This is a genomic window from Bacillus sp. SCT118, assembly GCF_058566435.1.
Genome location: NZ_CP191225.1, coordinates 2,032,510 through 2,050,284, shown reverse-complemented (window position 1 = coordinate 2,050,284; position 17,775 = coordinate 2,032,510). Strand labels below are relative to the sequence as shown.

Genomic DNA, 17,775 nt, shown 5'->3' with positions numbered 1-17,775 from the left:
TCCTCTCCCCTTCCTTACTGTACTACCGCTTGTTTTTGTCCCGATGCTGCTGTATTCTGCTTTGGCTTCGTGTTGGCCTCAAAAGCGAACATGATGGCTTCTTCATCTGATAAACCTGCAGCTTTTTGCTCTTGGATGCTTGCGAGCATTTGTTTATAGTTTTTCGGAATGACTTTGACGAATTTTTTCACACTGTCTTCCCATTGATCAAGCAGATCTTCTGCTTTTTGGCTGTTTGTATACGCAGTATGTCTTTCAAGCATTGCTTTGATTTGCTGGATTTCTTTCTCATCCTCTAATGATTCAAATAAAATCATCTCAAGGTTGCATTTGCGTTTAAACGCTTTGACATCTTCGGCCAGTACATAAGCGATTCCGCCGGACATACCTGCCGCAAAGTTTTTGCCTACATCACCGAGAACGACAACGCTGCCGCCAGTCATGTATTCACAGCCGTGGTCGCCAATACCTTCTACAACTACGTTCACACCGCTGTTTCGAACGGCAAAGCGTTCACCAGCACGTCCGTTAATATATGCTTCTCCGCTTGTCGCACCGTAAAAAGCCACGTTGCCGATAATGACATTGTCATCCGAAGCAGAGTTGAATCCTTCTGGTGACTTGACGATGATTTTTCCGCCAGAAAGCCCTTTTCCGACGTAATCATTTGAGTCTCCGTCCAAATAAAGCGTCATCCCTTTAGGAACGAAAGCTCCAAAGCTTTGGCCGGCTGATCCGGTAAAGTGCAGCTTGATTGTATCTTCAGGAAGCCCTTCTTCTCCGTAGTACTTTGAGATTTCACTGCCGGTTATCGTTCCGGCTACACGGTTTGTATTGTTGATTTCGATAGAAACTTCCGCTTCTTTTCCAGACTCGATGGCTTCTTGTACGGCCGGGAGAATCGCTGTAATATCAAGTGATTGATCAATTTTATGATTTTGCGGCGATCGGAACGTCCGCACCCCTTCAGGCTGATAAAGAAGTGTAGACAAATCAAGCTGGCTTGCTTTCCAGTGCCCCTTCGCCCGTTCACTTACATGAAGTACATCAGTGCGGCCGATCATTTCATCAAATGTCTTGAAGCCTAACGCAGCCATGTACTCACGAACCTCTTCAGCAATGAACAGCATATAGTTCACAATATGGTCAGGATCTCCCATGAACTTTTTGCGAAGCTCTGGGTTTTGTGTCGCTACACCGACAGGGCATGTATCCAAATGGCAGGCACGCATCATGACACAGCCGAGTACAACTAACGGAGCCGTTGCGAAACCAAATTCTTCGGCGCCGAGCAAGGCAGCCATCACAACGTCGCGGCCCGTCATGAGCTTTCCGTCTGTTTCTAATACAACACGGTCACGAAGTCCGTTCAGCATTAGTGTTTGATGTGCTTCTGCAAGGCCAAGCTCCCACGGAAGCCCTGTATGTTTAATACTGGTTTTCGGAGAAGCGCCTGTACCTCCGTCATAGCCGCTGATCACAATGACATCTGCAGTCGCTTTGGCAACACCTGCAGCGATTGTTCCTACACCTGCTTTTGACACCAGCTTTACGCTGATTCTTGCGTCACGGTTGGCATTTTTCAAATCGTGGATCAGCTGGGCTAAATCCTCAATCGAATAAATGTCATGGTGTGGCGGAGGTGAGATTAATCCGACACCTGGCGTTGACCCGCGGACATCGGCAACCCATGGATATACCTTGTTGCCAGGAAGCTGCCCGCCTTCACCCGGCTTAGCACCTTGAGCCATTTTAATCTGCAGCTCATCAGCATTGACGAGGTAATGGCTTTTGACACCAAACCGTCCGGATGCAATTTGTTTGATCGCACTTCTTCTATCATCGCCGTTCTCATCTGGAACAAAGCGTTTGGGATCTTCTCCGCCTTCACCGCTGTTGCTTTTTCCTCCAAGACGGTTCATTGCGATTGCTAAAGCTTCGTGCGCTTCCTTACTCAAGGACCCGAATGACATCGCACCCGTTTTAAAACGTTTGACAATCGATTCAGCGGATTCAACCTCCTCCAACTTCAAAGGCTTGCGGTTTCCGTCAAATGCGAACAAGTTCCGCAAAAATCCGATGCGTTCTTCATCAGCCGCTTTTGTATACTGTTTAAACAGATTGTAATCATTTCTGCGGCACGCCCATTGCAAAGTATGAATCGTTTTCGGATTAAACGCATGATGCTCTCCGCCATTTCTCCATTGGAAGTCACTTCCCGGTTCAAGCGTTTTGCTGTAATCATCCTGATACGCTTCCCGGTGGCGGCGCTGTGCCTCTTCTGCAATTGTTTGTAAATCGATGCCGCCGAGCTGTGATGCAGTACCTGTGAAATAGCGGTCGATCACATCGCGGCTGATTCCTACCGCCTCAAAGATTTGGGCGCCTCTGTAGCTTTGCACAGTTGAAATTCCCATCTTGGACATCACTTTTACGACGCCCTCAGTAATGCTTTTTCCATATTTGCTGACCGCTTCTTCATAGCTGATATCCAAACGGCCTTCATCAATTTCCTGCTTGTAGGTCGCATAAGCGAGATAAGGGTTAATCGCATCTGCGCCATAACCGATTAACGCTGCAAAGTGATGCACTTCACGTGCTTCTCCCGATTCCACAATAATGCTGACCTTCGTACGCAGCCCTTTGCGGATTAAGTGCTGGTGCAGCGCGCTTACTGCCAGAAGCGGCGGAATTGGTGTCAGTCGTTCGTTCATCTTTTTGTCTGATAAAATTAACAAACTTACGCCTTGGCTGATGGCTTTCTCTGCCTGTGTGAACATGTCCTTTAATCCGCGTTCAAGATCCTCTGAAAACAGCACATCAATTTTTTGGCTTTTTAAATCAGGATGAACAATCGTTTTCAATGCGTAGAACTGTTCATTAGATAAAACAGGTGTATACAGTTTAATCCGGCGAACATTTCGTTCACTCGGATGAAGAAGATCGCCTTCCGCACCGAGCCAAGTCATCGTTGAAGTGACAAGCTGCTCACGAATCGCGTCGATTGGCGGGTTCGTTACTTGTGCAAACAGCTGTTTAAAGTAGTTAAACAGTGATTGCGCTCGGTCAGAAAGTACAGCAAGCGGCGCGTCATTCCCCATTGAACCAAGGGGATCTTTGCCTTCTTTAATAACAGGAATTAGATACTTTTGGATATCTTCATATGTGTATCCGAATGCCTTCTGGCGAGTAAGAAGATCACTAAATTGTTCTTCTTCTCTTGACTCCGGATCAGGATTCACTTGTACGAGCTCTTCTTCAAGCCATTTTTGGTACGGATACTCAGTTGCAATTTGTGTTTTGACTTCTTCATCGGAGATAATACGGCCTTCTTCCAAGTCGATTAAAAGCATTTTCCCAGGCTCAAGGCGGTTTTTATATAAAACGTTCTCCTGTTCAACTTCAATAACGCCTACTTCAGATGAGAAAATAATATAATCATCTTTTGTGACATAATAACGGGCCGGACGGAGACCATTCCGATCAAGGATCGCCCCGATTTGTTTACCGTCAGTAAATGAAATAGCTGTCGGTCCGTCCCAAGGCTCCATCAGGGAGCTATGGTAGTCGTAGAACGCCCTTTTTTCCTTGGACATATGCGTATTTTCCGTCCAAGGCTCTGGAATGAGCATCATTGCCGTATGTGCCGGTTTGCGTCCAGCCATCACAAAAAACTCAAATGCGTTATCCAAAATGGAAGAGTCACTGCCATCAGCATTGAGAATCGGCAAAATCTTGTTTAAGTCCTCACCGAAGCTTTCAGAAACAAATTGCTGCTCACGTGCTCTCATCCAGTTGATATTTCCGCGAAGGGTGTTAATTTCACCATTGTGAACCAAATAGCGGTTAGGATGCGCTCTTTCCCATGTAGGGAATGTGTTGGTACTGAAGCGTGAATGAACGAGCGCAAAAGCAGAAACGAATGCTTCGTCTTGCAGATCAGAATAAAATGCATCAACCTGTTCAGGTGTTAAAAGGCCTTTGTAAACAATGGTCTGGCTTGAAAGACTGGCAAAATAAAAATCAAGACCTTCCGTTACTCCCCAATTTTCAGCCTGTTTACGAATGACATACAATTTTCGTTCAAAAGATAAATTGTCCTTTAGATCAGAACTTGCGCCGATAAATACCTGACGGACAAACGGACAGCTTTTTTGCGCCACTGTTCCGATTTTTCCGACATTTACAGGTACAGTTCTCCATCCAAGAACGACTTGGCCTTCTTGTTCAATCAGTGCATTGATTTGCTTTTCAATTTTTTTTCTTTCATCTTCTTTCTGTGAGAAAAAGACCATTCCTACCCCGTAACGTTCTTTTTCTGGCAGATTGATGTCTTTGCACTCTTTTCTAAAGAAAGCATCAGGGATTTGAACCAGTAAGCCGGCTCCGTCTCCTGTATCCGGATCACTGCCTTGCCCTCCTCTATGGTCTAGCTGGCAAAGCATCTTAAGTCCTTGTTTGACAATGTCGTGAGTCTGCTTGCCCTTTAAGTGTGCATATAGGCCGATTCCGCATGCATCATGTTCAAATTCAGGACGGTAGAGACCTTGAGCTTTTGGCATTTGATTGTACGTCATAATTCCTCTCCCCCGATCAATTTCCGATAATACCGGTCATAAAATCTAACAACTCTATAATCATTGTAGGTTTTCAAAACGATATAAACAATATATAATTTAGATCAAAAGAATCTCAAAATGAGATAGATGGATGTGAGACAAACATGGAGCTGCGCCAACTGCGTTATTTTATGGAGGTGGCTGAAAGAGAACACGTTTCAGAAGCCGCTGATCATTTGCATGTGGCCCAATCAGCAATCAGCAGACAAATTGCCAATCTTGAAGAAGAATTAAATGTGACCTTATTTGAGCGTGAAGGGAGAAATATCAAACTCACGCCAATCGGAAAAGAATTTTTGATTCATGTAAAAACGGCGATGAAAGCCATTGATTATGCGAAAGAACAAATTGATGAGTATCTTGACCCGCATCGCGGAACGGTAAAGATCGGCTTTCCTACAAGCCTCGCCAGCCAGCTTTTGCCGACTGTCATTTCAGCGTTTAAAGAAGAATATCCGCACGTCGAATTTTTGCTGCGCCAAGGCTCCTATAAGTTTCTGATTGAAGCTGTCAGAAACCGCGATATTGATCTGGCCTTATTAGGGCCGGTGCCGACGAATTTCTCTGACATAACGGGAAAAATATTATTTACTGAAAAAATTTACGCGCTTGTTCCATTAAATCATCCGCTTGCTAAACAAAAAACGGTTCATTTAATCGATTTGCGCAACGACCAATTTGTATTGTTCCCGGAAGGATTTGTACTTAGAGAGATGGCAATTGATACTTGCAAACAAGCAGGCTTTGCTCCTCTCGTTTCCACGGAGGGTGAGGATTTGGATGCTATCAAAGGGTTAGTGTCCGCAGGAATGGGCGTTACCCTTCTGCCTGAAAGTACTTTTGCTGAAACAACACCTCGTTTTACTGTGAAAATTCCAATTGAGTTCCCTCAAGTAAAACGGACTGTTGGAATCATTAAACCGAAAAATAGAGAGCTTGCGCCTTCTGCGAATGATTTTTATGAGTTTGTCATTCAATTTTTCTCTAAGCTGGAGCAGTATCAATAAAAAAATGAACCCGAGCTTCTATATAGAAGCTTCGGGTTTTTTTCTGCAAATTAATTTACAGGTAAAGAAAAATCCACATGGCAAACAAATGCTTCTTGATCAATTAGAGCTCTGTTTGTCAATTCCTTTTTCTTTTCCGGTTCTTGAAGCTGTACAGAAGAGTAATTGACGATTCCAAGGCCGATTTCCGTCCCTTTTGAATCCATCAGCCGAACAACTGAACCGCTTTTGAATTTCCCTTTAATCTTCTGTACACCGTCCAGGTATAAACTCGATTGGCCGTTTGTTATTTTTCGTGAACAATCATCTGATAAAAACATTTCACCTTCCGGGCCGGAATTAAAAGCGATCCATTGCTCCTTTTGATTCAACGGAAGCGTTCCTTCTGCTTCAAAATAGGTGCCTTCCGCCTGTTCATGAACGGCGTGGTATAAAATATCGCCGGCATCTGCCTGACCTAGGAAACCTTTAATGCCAGACGCCATTACGATTTTAAACGCATCAAGCTTAGAACGCATGCCGCCGGTGCCAACGATGCTTCCAGTGTCACCTGCGCATGCTTCGATGTCAGGTGTTATTTCACTTACCCGCTGTATCCTTTTCGCTTCTGGATTTGTGCGCGGATTGCCGTCATATAATCCGTCTATATCTGATAAAATCACAAGCATATCTGCATCAATCAAACCTGCGACTTTTGCCGCGAGCGTATCATTGTCGCCAAACTTGAGCCGATTGACAGTAACTGTGTCATTCTCGTTTATGATCGGGATAATGCCGCGCTCGAGCAGTACATTCATTGTATTCCTGACATTGTTGTATCGATATTCATCAGAAAAATCGCTTCTCGTAATTAAAATTTGGGATGCGACATAGCCGTGTGCCAAAAACAGCTTTGAATAAGCCTCCATCAGCAATCCCTGGCCGATTGAAGCTGATGCTTGTTTTTCTGGAAGCTTCTCGGGCCTTTGGATAAATCCGAGCTTCCGATATCCTGCCGCCACTGCGCCTGAGGAAACCAAAATCACTTCATAACCGGCGTCTTTGAGTTTGACGACCTGGTCGACCAACGCTTCTAATTTTCGAATGCTGATTTCTCCATGAAGGCTTGTTAATGAACTGCTTCCAATCTTCACAACGACTCTTTTCATGCTTGTATCAGGCGTCACTTTATCACTCCTGATAGCGGCGCTGCAGTTTTTTCGATATCTTCGCTGATTTCCTTTGAACGCTTAGCCGCATGCTTTATTGCTTGAGAAATCGCTTCTCCGCCGCCGCTCTTTTTCAAGGCTTGCAGCCCTGCTGCTGTCGTTCCGTTCGGTGACGTGATATTATCTCTTAAGATCTCAGGATGTTCTCCTGTTTCCATGAGCATTTTTGCGGCACCTAAAAGTGTCTGTGCGCCGATGCTTCGAGATAACTGTTTATCGAGGCCCGCTTCCTCGCCTGTCTTTTCAATGAATTCCATTAAATAATAAAAATACGCGGGTCCGCTGCCTGCAATTCCGGTGAATATATCCATTTGATTTTCTTGGATTGTATAGACTTCGCCCATGCATCCGAGCAATGCTTCGGCCAGCTTCTTCAGGTCTTCCGACACATATTTGCCAAGGGCAATAGCTGTTGCAGAAGCGCCAATCATACTGGAAGTGTTGGGCATCACTCTGACAACCGGCTGTTCATTAAGCAATGATTGTTCAATAAAAGAGGTGGTTATGCCGGCAAGGACCGACAATATTAATTGATGGGGTTGAATACGTGATTTTAGTGATGACAGAGCGTTTTCGGCGTCTTTTGGCTTCATTGCCAAAATGAGTACATCCATGTCTTCAATACATAGTTGGTTCGGCAAGGCGCCTTTGATTCCATATTGAAGTTCAAGTTCAGTTAATCGCTCTGTATTGCTGCGGTTTGTAACGCAGATGTTTTGTTTCGGGATTTTGTTGGCACGAACGATACCTGATATCATTCCTTCCGCCATAGATCCTGCTCCTATAAAGGCTACTTTCTTTTGATCAAAGATCGGTAACATCTCCTTTGTTCGCTTTTTTGTTCGCATTTTCACACGTTTAAAATGTTACCACGTGAGGAAATGATGTCAAGTTTGAAGGCCATTATTGATTTGTATTGTTTCTTTTCGACAAATATGTATAATGAAAAGCAGAAAACACCCGGTTCACACTGCTGCGCCGGGTGTTTGTTTCTATTAAAAATTATCTGAGAGAGCTTTTTCAATCAGTTTTTTACAGCGATCCAGCTCTACCTTCAGCTGTTTTTTATACAGCTTGGCAGCTTCGTAATCTTTAAATTGATAGAGGACGACTTCCTGGAGCTTAGCCCCTTCTTTTTTTACTTTAATTTGTTTTAGTATCCCGTCATCAAGAAGCTCATGCAAAGACCGGTATACTTCTGTATGATTTGGTTTAAAACCAATCTCTTTAAATTCAGACCGAAGTACTTCAAGCAGCTTTAACCCATAGAGTCTCTCTTGCTCTGTCATCGTTATCATATAAAGCTTCAAAAATGCGCGCTGTTTCACTAAAAAGCCTGTTGAACTCCTTTTTTCTTCTTTCATCATATGCACTCCTTCTTCTGTCACTGACAACACTATGTACTAAATATTCAATTTTCTTTTAATGTTTTCCTTCTTTATATTAAAGACTGATAGTCCAGTCATTCTATGTTTACTGATTATAGGTGTAGCGGAAAAAATAAATTCCAACTGAACATTTGGTACATAGTTTTCTTAGTTCTATTATAGCCTGCATTCACTGCTATCTTCAATTTAAACGATTGTCAGGTTTACATATCGCATTTTACCGGTACGGATTTCTTCAACTAAAAAAACCTGTCGAAAGACAGGTTTTCATTTTTAAGGATTTGTTGACCATAATCCCGCTGTTTTGATGAAAATACGAGGATCTAATTTCAATTGTGCCACCATGTACTCAGCAAGATCCTCAGGCTGCATCACTTTTTCAGGATTACCGTCTGTTAAGTTCAATTCGATAGACATATCACTAGCAACAGTGCTCGGCGTTAACGCGCTGACTCTGATATTATGTTTTCTCACTTCTTGCATAAGAGACTCTGTTAACCCGAGAACGGCAAATTTAGAAGCGCTGTAAGCACTTGTTACAGCAGCTCCTCTTTGACCCGCTGTAGACGAAATATTAATGATGTCTCCGGCTTTGCGTTCGATCATTTCCGGAAGCACCGCGCGAGTCACATGGTACACACCCATTAGGTTGACTTGAATAATATTTTCCCACTCATCGGCTGACAGATCTAAGAAACCGCCAAATTTGCTGATGCCGGCATTATTAATGAGAATATCGATATCACCGAGCTGTTCCTTCACTTGAGCTACAGCTTGGTTAACCTGATCGGCATCTTTTACATCTGCAGCAGCAAATGCAGCTTTTACACCAAGCGCTTTGACTTCTTCAGCCACTTTTTCTACATTAGCGGAAGTCCGGCCAATTAACCCGATATTCACGCCTTCTTTGGCAAGCGCCAAAGCAGTAGCGCGGCCAATTCCTCTGCCTCCGCCTGTGATTAGTGCAGTTTTATGTTGTAAATTTTGCAATTGAAGCACCCTTTCTTTGTTTACATATGTACGATATCACATTATAAGTACAATACATCCAATACGCAAATCAAACGAACTGTGTAAATATCATTTCTTCTGATTAAAAAAACGGATACAGGGTAATGACATAAGAAAAGGAGTGAACATATGATTATAGTTTATATCAGTCTTGCAGTATTAGCAGTTTCTATTATCTTCTTAGGAGTTACCGTGATTCAAAACAAGAAAAAAATGGACCCTGCACTAAAGGAGCTTTCCTCTGTTACGCAGGCTATGCAAAAACAAATCGAAGGATTAAAAACAGAAACAGAGCTGCTGACGCAAAAACAAAAGAAGATGCAGCAGGATGTCCAAATGAAAAAATCCGCGTTTCAGCAGACCGCAGCTGAAGTAAAAGAAGTTCCTAAAGCTGTTAAAGAGGTGTGGCAGGCTGGCCATTTAAATAGCAGGTCATGATGAATGATATCCCGTTGTTTCGATCAGAATGGACAATGGGATATCATTTTTTGAGGAGGCTTTCGCATGATTGTAAACCACAGTTGCTTAAAGGAGTTCGCAGAAAAACTACATTCTCTTCCCTCTTCACTTACAAAGTCGGATTTACTTATTTCTCCATTCCATCTCCATCAAGAAAATGAACTTGACATCTACTATTCACCTCATAATGAATATATCAATCGGACTGCTACGATTGTGATTGCCGGGATCACGCCGGGTTTTTCCCAGATGAAAACAGCGTACGAAACAGCAGTCGAAAGTCTGCGGCAAGGCCGCACTCTTGAGCAAATGGCGGTAGATACAAAAATAGCAGCGGGTTTCTCCGGGTCGATGAGACATAACCTTATCACCATGCTGGATTTATGCGGGCTGCCGCAAGCTTTTGGCATTCAAAGCGCCGCAAAGCTTTTTGGAGAATTACGGCTTATGCTCCATACAACTTCCGTTATTAAATATCCTGTCTTTATCCAGCAAAAAAACTATACCGGATACAAACCGGCTATCACTCATTCTCCTATTCTAAGCACTTATGCTTTTGGGCACTTCCCTGCGGAGCTTAACCATGTGACGGGACCAGCTCTTCTCATTCCGTTAGGAAAAGCGGCCGAAACAGTATGTGAAACATTGATCAGACAGCACAGCCTCCAGAATTTGATTTGCCTTAACGGCTTTCCCCATCCATCAGGCGCGAACGGCCATCGTTTGAAACAATTCAGCAAAAACAAAGAGCAACTAGAAACACAAATTCGTTCCTTTGCTGCATTGGTTGATTTCGCTATAGAAAAGAGGAAATAAAAGGGATATGATAAACAAAAACACAAACGTGGGGAGTGGTTGAATGTTTCCTATATTAGAAACGGATCGGCTTATACTTAGGCAAATCACAGATCAGGATGCGGAAGCCATTTTTGCTTGTTTCTCAAACGATGAGGTGACACGCTATTATGGGCTTGAAAACATGGAATCTATAGAACAGGCCATTTCAATGATTCAAACGTTTGCGGCCCTCTATCAAGAAAAACGCGGTATACGGTGGGGAATTGAAAGACGGGACACTAAAGAACTGATCGGAACAATTGGCTTTCACGCTCTGGCCCAAAAACATAGGCGCGCGGAAATCGGTTATGAAATCATCCCGGCGCATTGGCGAAACGGATTTGCATCAGAAGTCATTTCAAAGGTCGTATCTTACGGATTTTCTGCCCTTGGACTGACGCGTATTGGCGCAGTTGTATTTACCGCTAATGAAGCATCAAATCGTCTGCTTCTAAAAATGGGTTTTCAAAAAGAAGGCGTTTTAAGACAGTACATGTATCAAAATGGGACACCATATGATACAAATGTGTACTCTATTGTAAAACCAAGAGAATGACGGCATTCTCTTGGTCTGTGCGCACATCCCTTTTCCTTTAAAAAGATAAAAAACGCCCTCAAACAGGGCGCTTTCTAATTAAGATGCATATTGAGGAGATGTTTCCTCCTTAACTGCTTTTTCCTCAGGTATATGAATACATTTTGTCAAGACCGCACTTGCAAGGTAAAGGGCCGCAAAGATCCAGACCACGCCTTGCGCGCCGACGAGACCGATGAACAGCCAAGCGAGTGCGGGGCCGACAAACGCTGATAAACCTGCAGCCAAATTCAATACAGACATGGCTGCCCCTTTATCTTTTCCTGCCACCGTCGGCACAATTGCACCAATAGGCACATAGCCTGCCAGCAAACCGCCCCAAATAAAGCCGATCACGCTGACAACCGCTAAGCTTCCGCCGGAGAAAACAGGTGCGTAGTATAATAAGAGGGTGAAAATGCCGCAGCCGACTCCGCCGAACCAAATAACAGTATTTTTCCAGCCGAATTTATCGCCGACAATACCAAAGATAAGGTTAAACACAATGTTCCCCAGAAAAATCGTTCCCCAAATTTGCAGCCACACATTGGTTGAAATTCCATGCTGGGCCATGTGCATCGGCAAAAAGACTGGAAAACCATATGTACCAATGCTGTTGATGATTCTGATGATTCCGCCTGTAAGCACGCGCGGATTTGTAATTAGAATCGTAACCCCTTTTAAAAGCTCCTCGGCTGTTTCTGATCTTTTTCTTTTCTTCTTTTCAAAACGGTCTTTATTGATAAACAATGCAAAAAATGCACCGAGACATACCCAGAAAATAGAGCTCCAAAGCGTATTCAAATAACCGAACGCTTTGATCGCGTAGCTTGAGTACCAAGCGCCGAACACAAACATGCCGAGGCAATATGCAATCCAAAACCAGCCGACAGCAGTGCTCAGTTTGCTTTGCGGTGTTCTGTAAATGACCCATGTCAAGAAAGAATAAGCAAAAAGCGGGTAACCTAACCCTTTTACGAAGTAAGTCACATACATCACTGGCAGGTTCAGCTGTTCAAATCCAAATACGATAAAAGCAGCTGTACCGATCACATAAAACAACAGCCCCATAAACATCGTTCGTTTTGCGCCAAATGCTTCGAGACATACACCCGAAAACCAGGAAGCTATGGCAAGCGCAATTCCATATATACTAAAAATGGAAGCGGACTGCTGAACGGTGAGCCCGTTTTCGATCAAAAAAGGACTGAGCCAGCCTTGTTCAAGGCCATCTCCCATCATAAACAAAACAACCCCTAAAAATCCCCAGGCAAGCCGCTTCGGTATTCCTATTTTATCCAACATATCTGTCTCCTCCTTAGATGCTCATATCAATCAATTACCGTATTACCTTATTAAAGTTGAAAATTAAATGATTCCTCAAAACAGCAGAAATGCCGCCTTAAATTAATACTTTGCTTTCTGAACCTGAAAAAAAGCGCTGTGTTCGCTTCCATTTCTCATATAAAGCCAATTCTGTCTGACAGTCCTTCGGTTCGATCACCCGGACATTTGCTGACATCTCCTCCGTTAATTGAAAGATTTCATTGCAAATGACTGCAGCTCCAACAACAGATGCCTGATGATATCCCTCTTGGACATAGACCTTTTTTTGAAGAAGGTCCGCGATATATTGAGTGAGCGCTTTGCTTTGGAATCCCCCTCCGCACACCCAAACATAGTCACGTTCAAACGGAGTAACCTCTGTTAAAATGTCAAAGTTCCATTTGATTGAAAATGCGATCTCTTCTAGCGCTGCACGTACAAAATGTGCCCTCTTTAAATGTGCTGACAGCGGGGCATCAAAAAGAAAACCGCCTCTCGTTAATGCATTCTTTTCAGCCGATAAATAAGAGCCGAGAGCCGCTACACATGCATGGTCTTCTTTTGCAAGTGCAGAAATCTCCTCCTCCATTACTTCGTACGTTTCATTCGGATAAAAAATCTGTTTTAATTTTTGATAATTCAAGCCGGTAATTCCCGGATTCGTTTCCACAAGCCAATGCCCTTGATCTGTGTGACAGTTCAGCCAGGCTTTATGTTTTGTGTCGCCATGATTCGCAGTAATTTTGGTTATTGGCGTTGTTGTCCCTGATACAATGACAATGTCCTCAAGTCCAGCTCCGGTGCTTTTGACAGCCAGCTGTGTATCCCCGCCCCCTGCTATAACCTTAGCATTTATTGAAAGGCCTAATTCGGATGCATATTCATTTGCTATCGTTCCAATTGCTGTCCCCGCTCTAACAAGAGGCGGAAGGATAGATGGAGAAAAGCCAAATATGTCGCACATCTCTACTGACCAAGTGTTTTGCTTCACATCAAACAACAGGGTTTCTGTTGCCTGTGATGGTTCATATGTTAATATTCCGCTCAGTTGGTACGTCACCCAATCACTGATGCTAGTAAAGCTTGCAGTCTTTTCCCATAAAGAGGGCTGGCGCTGTTTTAATCCATAAAGCTTGAGCGCAGAAAAAAGTGCGGTTGGCAGGCGGCCTGTGCGGCTGTATATCTCTTCCCGATCGGGAATGCTCGCCTCCCACTCTCGACCGCGATTATCGATGTTCGGCAACCCGAGAAAAGGATTGCCGTTTTGATCGATCAGAACAATTCCCTGTCTTTGGCTCGTCGATGTCAAACCAATGATGTCAATATCATGCGAACGGGATAGCGCACGTTTTGCCAAATTCATCACCTGCTTCCACAGCACCTGAGGAGAAAAATAACGGCTGTCCGGGTAAAGCGTCTCTGTGGAATACACAATGTCCTCCCGTTCAACTGTTAGAACACTGCCAGTTACACTCACGACCGCTACCCTCGCATTGCCTGTGCCAATATCAAAAACGAGATAGCCTTTTTGTTTTTTCATTCTCTTAGCCTCCTTTCTTATCCCCCTGTTTTCAGTTCGTCCTTGTTATACACTGTCGGAATATTAAGAGTTTTTTCACCCTTCCACTTTTTGAGGGCTTCATTCAGTATCGTCACGTGATGATCCTCCACTTCAAATGTTGCTCCAGCGAGATGCGGTGTTGCCAGAACATTAGGCAATGAAATCAATTCATAATCTGATTCCTCTGGAGGTTCATGATAAAAAACGTCTAATATCGCACCTCTGATTTTATGTTCTTTTAATACAGATAAAAGATCTTCACGGTTTACAACAACTGCTCTTGAAGTGTTGACGAAAATCGCACTCTCTTTCATCAGATCAAAATACTTCCGATCAATAAGTCCAAGTGTTTCCTCAGTACGAGGCAGATGGACAGAAACGATATCACTGTCTGAAAACACCGTTTTAAGAGATACTTTTTCATACAGCGGATGATCGTCTTGAATGTATGGATCGTAATACTTTATTTTACAGTCAAATGCAGTCAGCAGTTTTGCAATCCTTTGACCAACCGCCCCGAACCCAATCATGCCAACCGTTTTTCCTGATAATTCATTTCCTTTAAATTTGACATAAGCCTGTAGGTAATCACTGTCCCACTTTCCATCCTTCAGCCATTGATTCGAGACGCTGGTATGGCGGAGAAAGGTAATCACATTTCCAATAAACATTTCAGCAACGGCTTGTGCATTCCGCCCTGGTGTATAAAAAACAGGTATGCCTCTTTTTGAGGCAGCTGCCACATCCACATTGGAGGGCATTCCCCTGCAAACACCGGCAAATGAAAGTTCGGGAACAGAAGCAAATACGCTGTCTGTTACCTGATCAAGCTCAGTAATCAAGCCTGTCGCATTTGTTGCTTTTAGCAGCTGAATGAGTTCATCTTCCCGATATGCCCGGCCTTGTTCCTTCCAAGATTGATAAGCAACTGAGCCAAACAAGTTTTCTAGCTCTTTTCGTCCTTCTTCGTTGTACGGTGCTGTAACCAAAACCGTCATGGTGCAAAACATCCTTTTCATCGTATTTTTCATAAAAAAAATCTCTTTCCGAAGATGGAAAGAGATTCATATATAGGCGCGCTCTGTTACAGGCAGACGCCGGTATAAACCTTGCTTTCCTATCTTTCAAGCTGTCGCTTGCTGGAATTGGCACAATAATGTTGCCGAGGTTTCATAGGGCCAGTCCCTCCACCTCTCTGGATAGAAAATGTTGAGTATGTAATTTTCAGAATAAAGAATACGTTTATCATAAAGAAGTCTCATATTGATGTCAATCTCTTTTTTCAGAATTGACGTTATCATCGGAAATGTTATAATTCTTACAAAATATCTAACTAGAGAGAGGAACTGGGCCATGAAATCTTTTGCCACACAACAAAACGGCATTTTCAAATCCGTTTGCTCGCTGGACTGCCCGGATCAGTGCGGATTGTTAATACATAAAAAAGACGGGAAAATCGTAAAAGTGCAAGGAGACCCTGATCATCCTGTCACAGCTGGAAACATATGCAACAAAGTCCGGAATATGACGGAGCGCATCTATGATGAAAAGCGGCTGACTACACCGCTCAAACGAACAGGTGCGAAAGGCCAAGCGATATTTGAACCGATTTCCTGGGAAGAGGCAATCGATACGATCACCTCCCGCTGGAAACAGCTGATTGATGAAGAGGGAGCTGAAAGCATACTTCCTTACAGCTTTTACGGAAACATGGGGAAATTGACAGCTGAAGGAATGGACCGCCGCTTTTTTTACCGCATGGGGTCAAGCCAGCTTGAACGGACGATTTGCAGCAAAGCGGGATCTGAAGGCTATAAATATACAATGGGCATAAGCGCGGGAATCGATCCTGAGGAAACTATTCATACAAAACTATTTATTTTTTGGGGAATCAATGCGGTCAGCACAAACATGCACCAAATTACAATCGCCCAAAAAGCGCGAAAACAAGGTGCCAAAATTGTAGTGATCGATGTGCATAAAAATCAAACAGGACGTCTCGCAGATTGGTTTATTCCAATAAAGCCTGGAACCGACAGTGCACTTGCTCTTGGCATCATGCACATTTTATTTAAAGAAAACCTTCATGATGAAGCATTTCTGTCCGAGTACACGGTTGGCTATGAAGAGCTCCGTGAACACGTGAAACAATATGATCCTGAAAAGGTGTCGACGATCACCGGTGTCAGTACCAAAGATATTTACCGACTGGCAAAAATGTACGGGGAAACCTCCCCTTCTTTTATCAGAATCGGAAACGGACCCCAGCATCACGATAACGGCGGGATGATTGTAAGGACGATTGCCTGTCTTCCGGCGATCACCGGCCAATGGCTGCACACAGGGGGCGGCGCAATTAAGCATAACAGCGGAATTTTAGAATATAACACAAATGCCTTGCAGCGGCCCGACTTATTGCAAGGGCGCACACCGAGGTCGTTTAATATGAATCAGCTTGGCAAGGTGCTTTTGGAAACAGACCCGCCGATTCGCTCTCTTTTTATTTACGGAACAAACCCGGCCGTCGTTGCGCCGGAAGCAAACAAGGTCAGACAGGGCTTGCTGCGGGAAGACTTGTTTACTGTGGTTCATGATTTGTTTTTAACGGAAACGGCTGCATATGCGGACATTGTACTGCCTGCAACATCCGCTTTTGAAAATACTGATTTTTACACCTCCTACTGGCACCATTACATTCAGCTTCAGCAGCCGGTGATCAAGAGATATGGGGAAAGCAAGTCTAACACTGAGGTGTTCCGATTACTGGCTGAAGCAATGGGATTCACAGACCAGGAGCTTAAAGATTCAGATGAAGAATTAATCCGCCAGGCGCTTGACCATCCAGATAATCCGCATTTGGCAGAGATTGATTACGATGCACTTGCTAAGCATTCATTTATGAAAGCGAAACGCGAAAAGCCACTGTTTCCGGGCGAACTTCCAACGCCAAGCGGAAAAATAGAATTATATTCAGAAAAAATGAAACAAGACGGCTTCCCGGCTTTACCGACATATACACCTCTTGTAACCGATAATGAACATCCGTTTATGTATGTTCCGGGGCCAAACCATAATTTCTTAAACTCAACATTTTCCAATAATGAAAAACACATCAAACTTGAAAAGACGCCAAAGCTCTTTATCAACACAAAAGATGCTGAAGAACACGGAATCGTTGATGGGGCACCTGTACGAATTTGGAACAGCCGGGGAGAATGCCAGCTGACCGCTGCAGTTGGAGAACAAGTACTGCCAGGTGTCGTTGTCAGCCAAGGATTATGGGCGGATGAACAAGGAAAAAAACAGCTTGTAAACGCGCTAACCCCAGACCGATTGTCCGATATGGGCGGCGGCGCCACCTTTTTTTCAGGCCGTGTACAGATTGAAAAGGTTTGAAAAATAATGAAACCCGGAGTATGCCAAGCCCGTATAACATAACATCGACATAATGGAGGCATACACATGGACGTTTTTTTAGGAATTGGTATTGCTTTGGCTGGATATTTTATCGGTGAAGGCTTAAAGCAGATGAACCATACAAAAGGTAATGAACAAAATGATATCTTGCTTATAAAAGAACGGGATATTTACTTTTACATCGGACTTTTTTTAGGAATAACAAGGTCTGAAGCAAAACAGTTAGCTGGAGACATGGCAGACCTGCCTTACATCGAAATAAACGGAAAAAAATATGTACAGAAACATATGTTAAAAGATTGGACATTCACATTAGTTGAAAAACATCAGGGTGAATAAAACAAATCTGAGGAGAGCGAGATTCATTG

14 protein-coding genes and 1 riboswitch are annotated in these 17,775 nt (G+C 43.6%); of the genes, 6 read left to right on the top strand and 8 right to left on the bottom strand.

Going from position 1 to position 17,775, the window contains the following annotated elements; genetic code table 11:
* Window positions 1-14: 14 nt before the first annotated feature.
* Window positions 15-4,577: a glutamate synthase large subunit gene (gltB, locus tag ACQVGT_RS10795; RefSeq protein WP_015483301.1), complete on the bottom strand. Its 4,563-nt coding sequence runs from the start codon at window positions 4,575-4,577 to the stop codon at window positions 15-17.
* Between the two features lie 146 nt (window positions 4,578-4,723).
* Between gltB and gltC the strand changes: the two genes are divergently transcribed.
* On the top strand, window positions 4,724-5,626 hold the full coding sequence (gene gltC / locus ACQVGT_RS10790) for a glutamate biosynthesis transcriptional regulator GltC (RefSeq protein WP_004399246.1): 903 nt from the start codon (window positions 4,724-4,726) through the stop codon (window positions 5,624-5,626).
* Window positions 5,627-5,676: 50 nt separating this feature from the next.
* On the opposite strand, the gene proB is transcribed toward gltC, so the two are convergent.
* The 4 genes from proB to ACQVGT_RS10770 form a co-directional block, all read right to left on the bottom strand.
* On the bottom strand, window positions 5,677-6,792 hold the full coding sequence (gene proB / locus ACQVGT_RS10785) for a glutamate 5-kinase (RefSeq protein WP_015383806.1): 1,116 nt from the start codon (window positions 6,790-6,792) through the stop codon (window positions 5,677-5,679).
* Window positions 6,789-7,682 (bottom strand): pyrroline-5-carboxylate reductase, encoded by an 894-nt coding sequence (proC, locus tag ACQVGT_RS10780; protein WP_010886524.1) that lies wholly within the window; start codon window positions 7,680-7,682, stop codon window positions 6,789-6,791. Before proC ends, proB begins: the two co-directional genes overlap by 4 nt.
* A gap of 147 nt (window positions 7,683-7,829) precedes the next feature.
* On the bottom strand, window positions 7,830-8,198 hold the full coding sequence (rtp, locus tag ACQVGT_RS10775) for a replication termination protein (RefSeq protein ID WP_003220337.1): 369 nt from the start codon (window positions 8,196-8,198) through the stop codon (window positions 7,830-7,832).
* A gap of 297 nt (window positions 8,199-8,495) precedes the next feature.
* A complete protein-coding gene (locus ACQVGT_RS10770) occupies window positions 8,496-9,212 on the bottom strand; it encodes a 3-ketoacyl-ACP reductase (protein ID WP_015483302.1) in 717 nt (238 codons plus the stop codon).
* Between the two features lie 150 nt (window positions 9,213-9,362).
* Here ACQVGT_RS10770 and ACQVGT_RS10765 point away from each other — a divergent pair, with 150 nt between their 5' ends.
* The 3 genes from ACQVGT_RS10765 to ACQVGT_RS10755 all read left to right on the top strand — a co-directional run bounded on the left by ACQVGT_RS10765 (window position 9,363) and on the right by ACQVGT_RS10755 (window position 11,085).
* The gene (locus ACQVGT_RS10765; protein WP_015483303.1) at window positions 9,363-9,671 is read left to right on the top strand and encodes a DUF948 domain-containing protein; all 309 of its coding nucleotides are present in this window, start codon (window positions 9,363-9,365) and stop codon (window positions 9,669-9,671) included.
* A gap of 66 nt (window positions 9,672-9,737) precedes the next feature.
* A complete protein-coding gene (locus tag ACQVGT_RS10760) occupies window positions 9,738-10,508 on the top strand; it encodes a hypothetical protein (RefSeq protein WP_015383808.1) in 771 nt (256 codons plus the stop codon).
* A gap of 43 nt (window positions 10,509-10,551) precedes the next feature.
* Window positions 10,552-11,085 (top strand): GNAT family N-acetyltransferase, encoded by a 534-nt coding sequence (locus tag ACQVGT_RS10755; protein ID WP_015483304.1) that lies wholly within the window; start codon window positions 10,552-10,554, stop codon window positions 11,083-11,085.
* Between the two features lie 78 nt (window positions 11,086-11,163).
* Here the strand turns inward: ACQVGT_RS10755 and ACQVGT_RS10750 are convergent, their stop codons facing one another.
* The 3 genes from ACQVGT_RS10750 to ACQVGT_RS10740 form a co-directional block, all read right to left on the bottom strand.
* Entirely contained in the window at window positions 11,164-12,408 is a 1,245-nt protein-coding gene (locus ACQVGT_RS10750) for an MFS transporter (protein ID WP_015383810.1), read from the bottom strand.
* 97 nt (window positions 12,409-12,505) lie between these two features.
* Window positions 12,506-13,969, bottom strand: coding sequence for an FGGY-family carbohydrate kinase (locus tag ACQVGT_RS10745; RefSeq protein WP_015383811.1), 1,464 nt, complete (start codon window positions 13,967-13,969; stop codon window positions 12,506-12,508).
* A gap of 17 nt (window positions 13,970-13,986) precedes the next feature.
* Window positions 13,987-15,021, bottom strand: coding sequence for a 2-hydroxyacid dehydrogenase (locus tag ACQVGT_RS10740; protein ID WP_015383812.1), 1,035 nt, complete (start codon window positions 15,019-15,021; stop codon window positions 13,987-13,989).
* Between the two features lie 83 nt (window positions 15,022-15,104).
* Window positions 15,105-15,196: riboswitch (SAM riboswitch) on the bottom strand.
* Window positions 15,197-15,343: 147 nt separating this feature from the next.
* On the opposite strand from ACQVGT_RS10740, the gene ACQVGT_RS10735 reads away from it, so the two are divergent.
* Both ACQVGT_RS10735 and ACQVGT_RS10730 read left to right on the top strand, forming a co-directional pair.
* A complete protein-coding gene (locus tag ACQVGT_RS10735) occupies window positions 15,344-17,386 on the top strand; it encodes a molybdopterin oxidoreductase family protein (RefSeq protein WP_015383813.1) in 2,043 nt (680 codons plus the stop codon).
* A 66-nt stretch (window positions 17,387-17,452) separates the two neighbouring features.
* Window positions 17,453-17,746, top strand: a complete 294-nt coding sequence (locus tag ACQVGT_RS10730; RefSeq protein WP_015383814.1) for a hypothetical protein — start codon at window positions 17,453-17,455, stop codon at window positions 17,744-17,746.
* Window positions 17,747-17,775 lie beyond the last annotated feature (29 nt).